Raw genomic sequence first — 12,873 nt, forward strand, 5'->3', positions numbered from 1 at the left:
CAATGGTAATTTCGCTGACGGGGATTTATCACAACCTGTTGAGGAAATGGGCGGATGCGTAGCCTGGACGGGTAGCGCCATGCCCACCGGGCAAGGCGGCCGACGCCCGCGCCGCGTCGCTTGCATCGGCTCGCCACGCGCGTCTAAAATGACCATCGTCAAATGACCATGCTCATATCATGATGCCGCACCCTCCCGTCTCCAAATCCGAGTTCAAGGCTCGCGCACTCGAATACTTCCGGCTCGTCGAGGCGTCCGGTGAAAGCCTGATCGTGACCGACCACGGCAAGCCCGCACTCGAAATCCGGCCTTATCGCACCCGCGAATCCCAGCCGTTGGACATATTGCGCGGCTCGGTCATGCGCTACGACAATCCTCTCGATCCGATTGCGGAAGATGATTGGGAGGCGTCGCGGTGATCGTGCTGGATACGCATGCATTGGTGTGGTGGGTGGCGGGCGATCCGTCGCTCAGCAAGAAGGCCCGCAGCGCGATCGAGCGCGCGCGTGGCGAAGGCACGCTCGCGGCGTCCGCAATCTCCGCATGGGAAATCGCGATGCTGGTGCGCCACGAGCGCCTCGCGCTGACGATGGACGTCGATGCGTGGCTCGCGACGGTCGCGCAGATCGACGGCATGCGCTTCGTCCCCGTCGACGCAGACATCGCCGCGAAATCCACCGCGCTGCCCGGCACCTTCCACAAGGATCCGGCCGACCGCATGATCGTCGCCACCGCGCGCAGGCTCGGTGCGTCGCTCGCCACGCGAGACGAAAGGATCCGTGCATACGCGCACGTCAAGACGCTCTGGTAAGCCGCTCGCGCGGCGCCGAGCAAACCGCGCCACATCCGCCGGCGCGGCGGTCGCATCGTGACGATTCGTCTGACCAAACCGCTCACGTGAATCGTCCGGCGCCTGTGCTACACGCACGCCCCTTTCATCCGCCGCCCGGCTGCCCGCGATCGGCAGGTTCCGATCGACGCACTCGCCCGCGCCGGCTTCGCCAATTCCCCGTCCGGATGGCAGCATGGGTCGTTCGGTGGCCGCCATTGCATCGTGATGCAACGCGAATCGCACGCACGTACCGCCCTGTCGAGCAGACCATGCTCACCGAAGCCCCCCGCTGACATGCTTTCCGACGACAACCCCCGCCCATCGGTAACATCCGCACTTGCCGATCCCTCCCCGCTCCCGCACAATCGGGCCACCTGCCTTCCTCCCCCCGCGCCGATGTCCTATGCGTCACTCGCCACCGGCATCCTGCTCGCCGGCGGTCTCGGTCAACGCTTCGACCCGAGCGGTCTGCACAGCAAGCTGCTCGCGCTGCTTCCCGACGGCACGCCAGTTGCGGTCGCGGCGGCCCGCCATCTCGCGGCGGCCACGGCCGACGTGATCGCCGTCGTGCGTCCCGGCGCCGAAAAACTCGCGATCCTGCTGAACGAAGCCGGCTGTCAGGTGGTCTACGCGCCCGACGCGATGCGCGGCATGGGCGCAAGCCTCGCGGCCGGTGTCCGCGCGACACCGGAAGCGGCCGGCTGGCTGGTTGCGCTCGGCGACATGCCGTGGATCGCGGCATCCACCTACGAAGCGATTACACGCGCGCTCGATGCCGACGACGCGTCGATCGTCGCCCCCGTGCATCGCGGCACGCGCGGTCATCCGGTCGGTTTTGCCGCGCACCACTTCGATGCGCTCGCCGCGCTCGACGGCGATACGGGTGCCCGCGCGCTATTCGCCCGCGCACCGGTGAACCTGCTCGACGTCGACGATCCGGGCATCCTGCGCGACGTCGATACGCCCACTGACCTGCGCTGACAGCGGATTGCGCGGGCCGCGCAACGCATGGCGCATGCCTGTCGCCTGGCGATCCGGCGCGATACCTGCAGGCACGCGCATCTCGCCGGCAATCCGCCTGCCGTCGCGAGAATCCCGCTGCAAACGCGCGTCCGATTGCCTATAACGGAGACGAGGCGCACCCGCCGCGCCACCGCCGTCACGCATTGCGCGAGTTCCCCATGGACCACACGACCCCGATGCCCGAGTCCCCCGCCGACCCGAACCGCGATCCGGAAGACGACCCGCTGTCGCCGCCACCGCCGGGCCATCCTCACGACAACCCGCAGCAGCCCGACGGGCCGCCGAACAAGGATCCCGTCTAGCCGGGGGCGCGGCCCGCGCCGCATTGGCCGGCGCGTTCACCAGCCGGGGCGCCGCAGTCTCGCGGCCGACACCCCGGCGGCGGCCGCCCTTACGCGGCCGCGCTCTCCCGCGCAACGCGCGCCTCATACGTCTTCAGGTGGTTGTACGCGATCCGCAGCAGCGACAGCGTGTCCGCCGCCTGCGGGTCGCGCCGCGCCAGCAGGTCGCCGATCACATGATCGGCTTCGACACGTGCGCGGTTCTCGACGTCGCGCAGCATCGACGCGGTCAGCGGCGACGGCGTCAGCACCATCCGCTGCATCCGCTCGACCGCGGCCGGATCCGGCCGGTAACCATTGTGCGCGGCGATCGCGCTGCATTCGTCGAGCATCGTCTCGAGCAGGCGGCGGCCGTCCGGCGCGGCGAGGATGTCGCCGATCGAGCCGCGAAACAGCGACGTACTTGCCGCGAGCGTCGCGAGGAACACCCACTTGTCCCACATCCGCGCGGCGATGTCGTCGCTGAGCGTCGCGTCGAAGCCCGCGCCGCCGAGCACGTCGGCCACCGCGCGCACGCGCGCCGATGCGCCGCCGGCGAGTTCGCCGAACGACAGCCCGTGCGTGTCGTTCAGGTGCACGATCCGCTGCTCGCGATCGAGCGTCGCCGCGATCACGCACAGGCCGCCCAGCACCTGCGCGGCGCCGAACCGCTCGCGCAGCACGCCGAGATGACGCATCCCGTTGAGCATCGGCAGGATCAGCGTCGACGGACCGACGAACGGCGCGAACGACGCGATCGCATCGTCGAGGCTGTACGCCTTGCAGCTCAGCAGCACGAGGTCGAACGGCGCGGCCGCATCGCCGGCGCGCACCGTCGGCACGTTCGCGAGTGTCAGGTCGCCGCGCGGGCTGCGGATCAGGAGCCCGTCGCGCGCGAGCGCGGCCGCGCGGCCGTCGCGCACCAGGAACGTCACGTCGCGCCCCGCCGCCGCGAGCCGCCCGCCGAAGTATCCGCCGACCGCGCCGGCCCCTACCACCAGAATTCGCATCGTTGCCTCCTTTCAGGTTGGTTCGGCGCCATCGCGCTGCGCCCGGCCAGCCGCGCACGACGCGCAACCGCCATTGCCCGACAGTATAGCGACGCAGAATATGCATATGCATAGATACCCGCGCCGCGCTCGATGGCATCGGGCGGCGCAAGCCCTAAGGGATTTCCCGCCTACGGCAACGTTCGTTGCGCGCCGTCAAAGACTTATCCCCCACGCCGTTCCGGCGCGCCTGTTCGACCGACCGACCTCACTACCCATGCGCACCCTTTCCCTGAACCAGAAACTTGCTTCGATGATCGTCATTCTGTGGCTCGGCCTGCTCGTGATCGCCGGTATCGGCGCGTGGCAGACGCGTGCGTCGATGATCACCGACCGCCGCGACCAGCTTGCGTCGCTGGTCGCACAGGCGACGAGCGTCGCCGATCATTACTACAAGCTGTCGCAGCAGAACGCATTGCCGGAAGCCGACGCGAAGCAGAAGGCGATCGAGGCGATCGCCGCGATGCGCTACGGCAGCGACGGCTATATCTCGATCAACGACTCGAAGCCGGTGATCGTGATGCATCCGATCAAGACCAACCTCGACGGCAAGGACGTGTCGAATTTCGCGGATCCGAACGGCAAGCACCTGTTCGTCGAGATCGTGCAGGCCGGCAACGTGGAAGGCGGCAAGGGCTTCGTCGAGTATCTGTGGCCGAAGCCGGGCGCCGACAAGCCGCAGGACAAGACCAGCGCGGTGCAGCGCTTCGCGCCGTGGGACTGGTATCTGGTGACGGGCATGTACATGGACGACGTGCGTTCGGCCGTGCTCGCGAGCGTCGGCCGCTGGCTCGCGATGACGGCCGTGCTCGGCGCGATCGCGACCGCCGTGATGGTGCTCGTGCTGAAAAGCGTGCGCGCGAACCTCGGCGGCGAGCTCGAAGTGGCGCTCGACGCCGCGCAGCGGATCGCGCAGGGCGATCTGACCGCGCGCGTGAACGTGAAACCCGACGATCGCGGCAGCCTGTTGCATGCGCTGCATACGATGCAGGGCGGACTGATCGACATGGTGTCGCGCGTGCGGATGGGCACGGAGAACATCAACGTCGGCGCGAGCGAGATCGCGTCGGGCAACACCGACCTGTCGCAGCGCACCGAGGAACAGGCGGCCGCGCTCGTGCAGACCGCGTCGAGCATGGATCAGATGACCGCGAACGTGAAGCAGAACGCGGAGAGCGCCGCGCAGGCCGCGACGCTTGCCGGCCAGGCCGCACAGGTCGCGACGCGCGGCAGCGAGGTGGTCGACGACGTCGTGCGCACGATGAACGAGATCACCGACCGCTCGCACAAGATCGGCGACATCATCGGCGTGATCGACGGCATCGCGTTCCAGACCAACATCCTCGCGCTGAACGCGGCCGTCGAAGCGGCACGCGCGGGCGAACAGGGCCGCGGCTTCGCGGTGGTCGCGGCGGAAGTGCGTTCGCTCGCGCAACGCTCGGCGACGGCCGCGAAGGAGATCAAGTCGCTGATCGTGTCGTCGAACGAAACCGTCGAGCACGGCGCGACGCTCGTCACGAATGCGGGCGAGACGATGACCGAGATCGTGCAGTCGGTGCGGCGCGTGAACGAGATCCTCGACGAGATCAGCCATGCGTCGCGCGAGCAGAGCGCGGGGATCGAGCAGGTCAATCGCGCGGTGGGCGAGATGGACCAGGTCACGCAGCAGAACGCGGCACTCGTCGAGGAAGCCGCGGCCGCCGCGCATTCGCTGCGCGACCAGGCCGAAACGCTGCGCGACGCGGTCACGCGCTTCGCGCTGCCGGCCTGACACAGCCGGATCGCGCCGGAGCCCACCGGATTGCGCCGGATCCCGCCCGACGGGCCGGCGCCGCGCGGTGCCGGGCCATGCCCGGCCAGCGCCTGCCTTGAGCCTGCTTTCGTACCCGCTGCGCGGCTACCCCTCGCCGCCCGGCAGGCTCAGCGCCCTGGCGCCGCCGAACCCCAGGCCGGCCGCCCGCTGGACCAGCTCGATGTCGTTGGTGACGCCGAGCTTCTTCATCGCGCTGATCTTCTGCGCACTGACCGTCTGCTTGCCCTTGTTCAACCGCTGCGCGATCGCCTTGATCGGCACGCCGGACAGATAGAGGCGGATCACTTCGATTTCGCGCGTCGACAGCTTCACGGGCGGCTGGTCGTGTTCGGCGAGCGCCTCGAGCGCGCGCCGGACGAGCGGCGACAGATAGCGCCCGCCGCTGTAGCTCGAATGGATCGCGGTGACGATATGGCCAACCTCGTCGAACTTGCTGACGAGGCTCGCGCCGCCTTGCGCGAGGATCGAGCGGAAGATCACCGGCGTCTCGTTCCCGACCAGCGCGACGATCCCGACTTTCGGGTGCGTGCGCCGCAGCCATTCGAACAGCGCGAGGCCGTCCATCTGCGCGTCGCCGCGAACCGAATAGTCGACGAGCGCGACGTCGCAGTCGATGCTGCCGAGCGCCGCGATCAGTTCGGCCGGCGTCCGATAGACGCCGACGAGATCGATCGCGCACGCGTCGCCGGCGATGTGCTCCATGCCCGCGAGCGTCAACGGCCAGTCGTATGCGAAAACGGTGCGAATACTGAATTTCCCCATGCGCAATTCCAGAAAATTCGCCGGGCCGCGCGGCGCGGAATGCGCGCACGGCAGGATCGGCGTTGAATCGACGGTCGAGATATTTTTATCCCGGCCACTATTCTAGGAAGCCGCACGCGACCGAGCTATCGGACGGCATATAGATTGGCCCGCAGGAACGTAATACGAGTTTGATATTTGCGCCGATTCGACCGTTCGGCAGTGGCGGAGGTCGACCGGACGGCCGACGTTGCGGACCGCGCGGGCCGCGGGGACGGCCAGCGCGGTAAAATTGCGGCCTTTGCATGCCGCACCGGGCGACCGGCCGGCGGCAGCGCGCCCACCTGGCCGCGCGCCCCGCCCGCTCGCCGGCGGCCCGTACTCCCCGCCTTCTCCATGACCGAATCCGATCTGCAATCCGACGACACCACCCTCCACGAAGCCGGCCTCTGGCGCGACAACGGCTGGACGGCGCGCATCATCAAGAACGAAGACGACGACGGCTGGGCCGTCGAGATGATCAAGGACGGCGAGACCGAGCCCGCGCTCGTCGGCCCGTGGACGATGGGCCGCGACAAGAAGAACCCGAAGCCGATGGACGCGAACGCGTTCCGCACGCTGGTCAAGACCGCGACCGAAGTGCTGATGCGCCACGAACAGCAGCGCCGCGCGATGCTGCACAAGGAAGTGACGGTCCAGGGCGACGACGGGCAGGATGTGTCGGTCACGCTCGACATCGTGCCGGACGAGTTCGAGCCGTATGCGGAGCTGAAGGCGTTCGACCCGTACGGCGAGCTGCTGGCCGACGCGAAGGTGTCCGCCGGCTTCAAGCTCAACAAGGCCAGCGCCGCACGCTGGGTCGAATCGGGCTTCGAACGGCCGGCCTGAGGCCGCCCGCCCAGCGGCCCGCGACCGCATGACGCCGGGACGCGTGCCGCGCGAGCGCGACCGGCGTCAGCCGTGCAGCCCGTGCGCGATCATCAGGCGGTACAGCGTCGCGCGCGAGATGCCGAGTTCCGCCGCGGCGTCGGCATGCTGGAGCCGATGCCGCAGCAGCATTTCCTCGATCGTGCGCCGCTCTGCCTGCCGGCGTGCTTCGGCGAGCGTCGGCGGCCGGTGCGACGTGTACTGCGTCAGTTCGAGATCGACGGCCGAGATCAGCGGGCCGTTCGTCATCACGATCGCGAAGCGGATCCGGTTGATCAGCTCGCGCACGTTGCCGGGCCACGCATAGTTGTGGATCGCCTCGATCGCGCACGGCATGAAGCCGCGAATCCGGTGCGAGCTGTCGCCGCGATAGCGCCGCAGCACGTGGTCGGCGAGCAGCATGATGTCGCGGCCGCGCACGCGCAACGGCGGTTCGTCGATGCGCAGCACGCACAGGCGGTAATACAGGTCGGCGCGAAACCGCCCCGCCTGCATCGCGGCCTCGAGATCGACGTGGGTCGCGGACACGATTCGCACGTCCACCGGAATCGACGCGCGCCCGCCGAGCCGCTCGATCTTGCCTTCCTGCAGGAACCGCAGCAGGCTCGCCTGGCTCTCGAACGGCATGTCGCCGATTTCGTCGAGAAACAGCGTGCCGCCGTGCGCGGCCTCGATGCGGCCGATCTTGCGCTGATGCGCGCCGGTGAACGCGCCGCGTTCATGACCGAACAGCTCGGCCTGCAGCAGCGTCGGCGGAATGGCCGCGCAATTCACGGCGACGAACGGCGCGTCGGCGCGCGACGAATGCTGGTGGATCGCCGCCGCGGTCAGCTCCTTGCCGGTGCCCGATTCGCCGGCGATGAACACGGTGGCCTCGGTGTTCGCGACCTTGCGGATCGTCGCGAACAAGCGGCGCATCGCGTCGCACGCGCCGATCATCGCGTCGCCGGGCGCCGCGGCGTCGACGGCCGGATCGCTTTCCGCCAGCTTCAGCATCCCGTACGCATGGCCGACGAGATAGCCGATCGTCGTATAGGCCGTCGCATTGCGCACGTAGTCGAAGCAGCATTGGCGAATCAGGCGCGCGATGGTCACGTCGCGCAATCGCTCGTCGTCGGCAAGCGCGACCCAGCCGATGCGCGGATCGCGCAGCAGCACCTCGAACGACACGACGTCCGGCGACGCGACGTCGCCGAAATCGACGATGCCCGCATGCAGGCGGTTCGCCTTGACGAGATTCAGTGCATCCGCAACGGATTTCGCGCGCCACACGTCCCAGCCGCGCGACACGAGCCAGTCGACGAGCCCCGCATCGGGGTGCTGCGACAGATACACGAGCGGTCGCGACAGCGCGGCATGGGGGCGCCGGACCGCGACGAACGGCGGCGCGCTTGCGGCCCGTTCGCACTCCTGCGGGCCTGACAGTCTGATCGGGCAGCAATGGTTCACGGTCGCCTCGCCGCGTAGGGTTGTCGGGCGGACCGGGCGGCGCGCAATGATGCGCGGTGGGCCTTCATGCCCGCGCGGCACAGCCGGCGGGTCCGCTCGGGAAAGTTTCGTTATCGGCAAAACACGACCCGCTGCGTATAGATCTGCGGTTCGACGACGGGCCGTGCAGCCTGGTTGAGGTCCTCGCGATAGGTGCGGTAGGTCTTGCCGTTGACCGTCACTTCCGTCGCCGGCGCCGTCTCGATCGTGTTCAGCGCGTTGCGTTGCCAGTCGCTGACGCGCGCCGACGCGGACAGGCTCGACTCGCCGGCGATCTTCTGCGTGATCGCGCTGCTGTCGCTCCACGGCTGCGTCTGCATGTCGTTCGCATGCTGCATCGCGCCGACCGTCTTGCCGGTCGGGTGCGGTCCGTTCTGCGCTTCGAACGGCGCGCCGCGACCGTACACCGGCGAGTGCCACGACGGTGCGTGCCCTTCCTCCGGCATCATGTAAATCATCTGCGGGGCGCCGACCATCACCATCGGCACGCATGCCGTGTTGTCCGGGCGGCCAAGCGTCGTCAGCGCCTGCTGGACGCTCGCGGCGTTCGCGAGGGTCTGCTCGCTCAGGATGACAAAGACCGCAGGGTTCTGGAAAACCGACTGCGCGGCGGCTTGCGTGCCGACCAGCAGCAGAGCGACCAAAAAGATCCTCATGATTGAGGCCTCCTTGTACCCTCGTCAGGCAAAAAGAGGTGTTGACCTCGGGGAGGGGACCAACACCCGTCAAACTTGCAACGCGCGTCGCGCAGCGGATCCCGGCTCCCGCGCGGCCGGCGTGCNAGCCGGGCCGCACGCTTACGACGACGTGCTCGTCGAGATGACGGCCGGAGCCGGCATCACGGGAGCGGCCGGAGCAGCCTGCTGGCCGGCCGTGGCGGGCATCGGATCGGTCGCGGCCGGCATCTCGGCGGACGGTACCGGTGCGGCAGCGGACTCGACCGCATCCGTCGCCTTCGCGTCGACGACCGGCGTGTCGGCTGCGGCCGCCGCTGCGGCGGGCTGAACCGCTTCCGGGGCAGGCGCTTCGGCCACTGCCTGCGGGGCCGGCTCGGCAGCCGGTACTGCGGCTTCGGCGGCTTGCGGCGCGGCGTCGGTCGCGGCCGGTGCGGCTTGCGCGGCATCCGGCACCTTCACGTCGGCGGCCGGTGCTGCCGCGGCTTGCGCTGCGGTGTCGGCTGCCGCCGGTGCCGGTTCCGGGGCCTTGTCGGCGATGGCCGGCACGGGTTCCGGCGCCTGCGTGTCGACCGCCGGCGCCGCCGCGGCTTGCGCTGCGGTATCGGTTGCGGCGGGCGCAGGTTCCGGGGCCTTGTCCGCCACCACCGGCGCAGATTGTTCCGGCGCCTTGCCCGCCACCACCGGCGCGGGTTGTTCCGGCGCCTTGTCGGCGACGGCCGGCGCGGCCACGATGGCCGCAGCAGGCACCGCACTCGGCGCAGCCGGTGCGATGGCAGGCGCGGCGCTCACCACAGCCGGTGCGACCGCAGGCGCGGCACTCACCACCGGCGCCGCGGCGGCAACCGGTGCGACGGCTGCCGCAGCAGCAGCCGGCACGACGGCAGCCGCTTGCGATGCCCTGGCGGCGGCTTGCGTCGCCGCCGGCACCGCGCTGACGGCAGGCGCGGCGATCGACGGCGCGGGCGCCGGCACCGCGAGCGGCGCGGCCTGGACCGCGGTCGTCGCCACCGGGCGCGTCTGCGCGGGTGCCGGTGCGGCGGCGTCGAGCGGCGGCAGGCCCATGCGGCTGCGCACGAGCGGATCGCGATACTTCACGTCGTCGGCCACGGTCGCTTCGGCGGCGGGCGCCACGTTCGACCGCGCGAGCGGCGCGGTGGTGCCGGGGCACAGGTGCCCGGTCGCTTCCACCGCGCGCCGGTTCGCATCGCTCTGGCACAGCAGCGCGAGCGCGACGTCGGTCAGCCCCATCGCGCGGAATTCACGTGCATCGAGACGACGCACGCACGCCTGGTCGACCAGTGTCGTGCCGCCCGTCGCGCCGAACCCCGGGAACGACACGCCGACGCTCACCGAGCCCATGCAGGTATCGGACAGCGTGGTCGTGAGGCCGGGCGCCTGGATTGCCGGGTTGGTCTTGATCGTCTGGGTACCCGAGTAGTTGACGTTTTCCGCCGACTGGGTGTTGTACGGGCTGCTGCCGGGCGCGCCGGCCGCGAGCGTGCTCGTGCTCTGCGGCGTCACGTTCGAGCCGCCGCTCGCGGCGGACGGCATCGTCACGTTGACCTGCACGTTCGAATTGCCGCTGCCGCGCACGCCGCTGGTGCTCGCGCTGCTGGCGTTGCCGCCGCGCGAGCTGGTGACGTTCGTGTTCATGCTCGAGCCGCCGCCCTGGCTGATCGCCGTGGACGATGTCGAGGACTGCGCGCTGGACGTCGAGTCGGCGGTTTGCGCTTGGGCACCGATCGCGGCCATCGCGAACATCGCCGCGCATGCCGCCCTGATCTTGTTGCTGTTCATTTCAATCTCCGGACGAGGTTTGACCTCCCACCCAGGCAACCGTATTAATTCCCCTGAATTCCTTCAGCTTTGCCCGCTTCCCCGAACTGCTTCCAGCCGCTACCCAGCTGGGACCACGAGCCGCCCGACATGCCCGGCCAGGGCCGGGAGTCCGGTGTGCCGATGGCACTGCCCGACGAAAGCGTTTGTTGTTGTGACGGGTTGGTTGTAGGGTTTGACGTCTGCAAATTTGATTGCACGTCCTCGGCAGCACGGTCAGCGCCATATGCCGTCAGAGACGCGAGCATCAGAGCGGCGGCAATCAGTTTCTGCTTCATGCCAACTCCTTACGGTGTCAACAAGGCGAAGCAAGAGACCAGCATCTCTGGGAAACTGGTCCCCCCCAACACCCCATTAAGGACTGCTTGCGGTTGCGCCCGAACTGCCTTGGCTGCCGCCCGCCGCGGATGGCGACCCGGCCGGGCCGGTGCCCCACACAGTCGACGAGTTGAAGTGACTCGAGCCCGCGATCGCGCTCGACCCGCCAATGCCCGTCAGGGCGGCGGCCCCCCCCGTGGCATTGCCGTTGTCGTTCGCACCCGTTGCCGTGTAGTGGTTCGCGCCCAGTACGATCGTGGCGGTCACCCCTCCCGACAGCGCATTCGCGTTCTCGCTCGTATTGCCGGTTCCACCGAACGAGCCTGCGGCACCGATACCGCCGCCTGCCGCGAACGCGCCCCCGTTCGAGCCAAAGCCGCTGGCCGTCGAAGTCGAGTCGTGATAGGCGGATGCCGTGCCGGTGGATCCAGCGGGTGTCACGGTACTTCCTGCATTTGCGCCCGCAACCGAAGTCGAGTTGCTCGTATAGCTTCCGGTGCCGACCAGCGCCGAACCCGATACGCCCGCCGCGATGGATTGCGTCTGGTTGAACGTGGTCGGTCCGGACGCCATTACCGCCGACGACACGACCGTGAGCGCCGCCGCTAAAAAGACGTTGGCTTTCATAGCAATTCCTTTCTGTGAGGAAATTCGGTGGCCAGGCTGCCGGGCCCGCCCTTGCGGAACGCAACCCGGCATCCGTGCCACCAGTCCATGACGAACGCTATGCGCCGCGGCTTAGTAGTGATACATCGTCCAGCCGGTCGCGCCGGCGTTTGCGCCGCTCGAGCCGCCGGCTTGTGCGCCGCCCCAGCCGAAGCCGCCCACCGTCGACGTGTTGGTGTGGGTCGTGTACGAGAGCGCAGCGCTGCTGCCGTCGCCGGCGCTTGCCCCGGCTGCGCCGAGCCCAGCGCCCGAATTGGTCGCGGTGAATTGGCCGAACCCGGTGACCACGGCCATCGTTTGGCCGCCGCTCGACGAGTTGCTGGTCGATGTCGTGCCGCTCGCTGCGAACGCTGCACCCGAAACCGCCATAACTGCTGCTGCAATCAGAAGCTTCTTCATGGTCGACTCCATAACGGCGTGGACGGAACAAGCGAGGAAAGCTGCACGCCTTCAACTTCCCTGCCATGAGCAATCCCGAAAAATAAGGATCACTATCAAATTAAAAAGAATCGATTCACACCGAATCCGATACCCAGAAATTTTTGGCCAATCCAAGTTCATGTTCGTCTTTTTTAGTTTTCCGAACTTTTTAACTGGCACTTTCGACAAGGCATATCTGCGTTTTTAATAATCAGGAAACAAATCACCAAACGCATCCGCAAAAAGGAATTCACCCTTCCGGATCATTCGTTTTCGATACTCGGCCTTGCGGCATGCCGGCACGTGGCATCCGCTTCATCGATCGAAAATGCGTGAATGGTGTTGCCCACCGTCAATGCAGTGCCGCTGGAAAAATGCGCGTTATTGCGGCAATAACGGGCCTGCATGACAGTCAGGTGGCATCGCTTCTCCCTGATCTACCGATCAACGATCTTCCGGGCAATCCGGCCGATGGGCGTTCGAGCTAGTCCAGCCAGCGCCGGCAGGTACGCGGCGCAATCGAAACGGCCCGGCACGGTCGAAGACGAATCGGCGCCAGGCTGTCCGGCACGAACAGCCTGGTCCATCCGGGTGAACTGAACGACGGCGGACACCACTGGCGGTCGGTTGCCGTGCAGAGCGACAGGCGTTCCCGCGCGTGCACCGTGCGGAAGCCGCGAAACCGGCAACGAGGAACCCGCGAAGCGGGCACTGCGCCGCGCGTCATTCCCCCATCCGTCCGACTACCCCACTGTTGCGCCAA

At 68.1% G+C, this 12,873-nt stretch carries 15 protein-coding genes; 7 read left to right on the forward strand and 8 right to left on the reverse strand.

The annotated features are described in order from the left end of the window. The 5 genes from ACTJKF_RS21500 to ACTJKF_RS21520 all read left to right on the forward strand — a co-directional run. The coding region (locus ACTJKF_RS21500; protein ID WP_440626009.1) for a hypothetical protein at positions 1-62 on the forward strand (62 nt) is incomplete at its 5' end. 117 nt (positions 63-179) lie between these two features. After that, positions 180-419, forward strand: a complete 240-nt coding sequence (locus ACTJKF_RS21505) for a type II toxin-antitoxin system Phd/YefM family antitoxin (protein WP_440625889.1) — start codon at positions 180-182, stop codon at positions 417-419. After that, positions 416-811: a type II toxin-antitoxin system VapC family toxin gene (locus ACTJKF_RS21510; protein WP_440626011.1), complete on the forward strand. Its 396-nt coding sequence runs from the start codon at positions 416-418 to the stop codon at positions 809-811. Before ACTJKF_RS21505 ends, ACTJKF_RS21510 begins: the two co-directional genes overlap by 4 nt. A 417-nt stretch (positions 812-1,228) precedes the next feature. After that, positions 1,229-1,813 (forward strand): nucleotidyltransferase family protein, encoded by a 585-nt coding sequence (locus ACTJKF_RS21515; protein ID WP_440625891.1) that lies wholly within the window; start codon positions 1,229-1,231, stop codon positions 1,811-1,813. A gap of 200 nt (positions 1,814-2,013) precedes the next feature. Beyond that, positions 2,014-2,157: a hypothetical protein gene (locus ACTJKF_RS21520; RefSeq protein WP_440625893.1), complete on the forward strand. Its 144-nt coding sequence runs from the start codon at positions 2,014-2,016 to the stop codon at positions 2,155-2,157. An 89-nt stretch (positions 2,158-2,246) separates the two neighbouring features. Here the strand turns inward: ACTJKF_RS21520 and panE are convergent, their stop codons facing one another. Next, on the reverse strand, positions 2,247-3,185 hold the full coding sequence (gene panE / locus ACTJKF_RS21525) for a 2-dehydropantoate 2-reductase (protein WP_440625895.1): 939 nt from the start codon (positions 3,183-3,185) through the stop codon (positions 2,247-2,249). Positions 3,186-3,441: 256 nt separating this feature from the next. Here panE and ACTJKF_RS21530 point away from each other — a divergent pair, with 256 nt between their 5' ends. After that, on the forward strand, positions 3,442-4,995 hold the full coding sequence (locus ACTJKF_RS21530) for a methyl-accepting chemotaxis protein (RefSeq protein ID WP_440625897.1): 1,554 nt from the start codon (positions 3,442-3,444) through the stop codon (positions 4,993-4,995). 126 nt (positions 4,996-5,121) lie between these two features. Here the strand turns inward: ACTJKF_RS21530 and ACTJKF_RS21535 are convergent, their stop codons facing one another. Next, positions 5,122-5,799, reverse strand: coding sequence for a LuxR C-terminal-related transcriptional regulator (locus ACTJKF_RS21535; protein WP_440625899.1), 678 nt, complete (start codon positions 5,797-5,799; stop codon positions 5,122-5,124). A 375-nt stretch (positions 5,800-6,174) separates the two neighbouring features. Here ACTJKF_RS21535 and ACTJKF_RS21540 point away from each other — a divergent pair, with 375 nt between their 5' ends. Beyond that, on the forward strand, positions 6,175-6,666 hold the full coding sequence (locus tag ACTJKF_RS21540; protein ID WP_440625900.1) for a hypothetical protein: 492 nt from the start codon (positions 6,175-6,177) through the stop codon (positions 6,664-6,666). Between the two features lie 66 nt (positions 6,667-6,732). Here the strand turns inward: ACTJKF_RS21540 and ACTJKF_RS21545 are convergent, their stop codons facing one another. From ACTJKF_RS21545 to ACTJKF_RS21570, 6 genes are all read right to left on the reverse strand, one after another. Beyond that, complete coding sequence (locus ACTJKF_RS21545; RefSeq protein WP_440625902.1) at positions 6,733-8,154, reverse strand: sigma 54-interacting transcriptional regulator; 1,422 nt, start codon at positions 8,152-8,154, stop codon at positions 6,733-6,735. Between the two features lie 110 nt (positions 8,155-8,264). Further along, positions 8,265-8,849, reverse strand: coding sequence for a hypothetical protein (locus ACTJKF_RS21550; protein WP_440625904.1), 585 nt, complete (start codon positions 8,847-8,849; stop codon positions 8,265-8,267). Between the two features lie 141 nt (positions 8,850-8,990). Then, positions 8,991-10,667 (reverse strand): chemotaxis protein CheA, encoded by a 1,677-nt coding sequence (locus tag ACTJKF_RS21555; RefSeq protein ID WP_440625906.1) that lies wholly within the window; start codon positions 10,665-10,667, stop codon positions 8,991-8,993. 44 nt (positions 10,668-10,711) lie between these two features. Beyond that, entirely contained in the window at positions 10,712-10,984 is a 273-nt protein-coding gene (locus ACTJKF_RS21560) for a hypothetical protein (RefSeq protein ID WP_440625908.1), read from the reverse strand. A gap of 76 nt (positions 10,985-11,060) precedes the next feature. Continuing rightward, positions 11,061-11,651, reverse strand: a complete 591-nt coding sequence (locus ACTJKF_RS21565) for a hypothetical protein (protein ID WP_440625910.1) — start codon at positions 11,649-11,651, stop codon at positions 11,061-11,063. A gap of 111 nt (positions 11,652-11,762) precedes the next feature. After that, positions 11,763-12,089 (reverse strand): hypothetical protein, encoded by a 327-nt coding sequence (locus ACTJKF_RS21570; RefSeq protein ID WP_440625912.1) that lies wholly within the window; start codon positions 12,087-12,089, stop codon positions 11,763-11,765. Positions 12,090-12,873 lie beyond the last annotated feature (784 nt).

This window comes from Burkholderia sp. 22313 (assembly GCF_052045245.1).
In the GTDB taxonomy this organism is placed as follows: Bacteria; Pseudomonadota; Gammaproteobacteria; order Burkholderiales; family Burkholderiaceae; genus Burkholderia.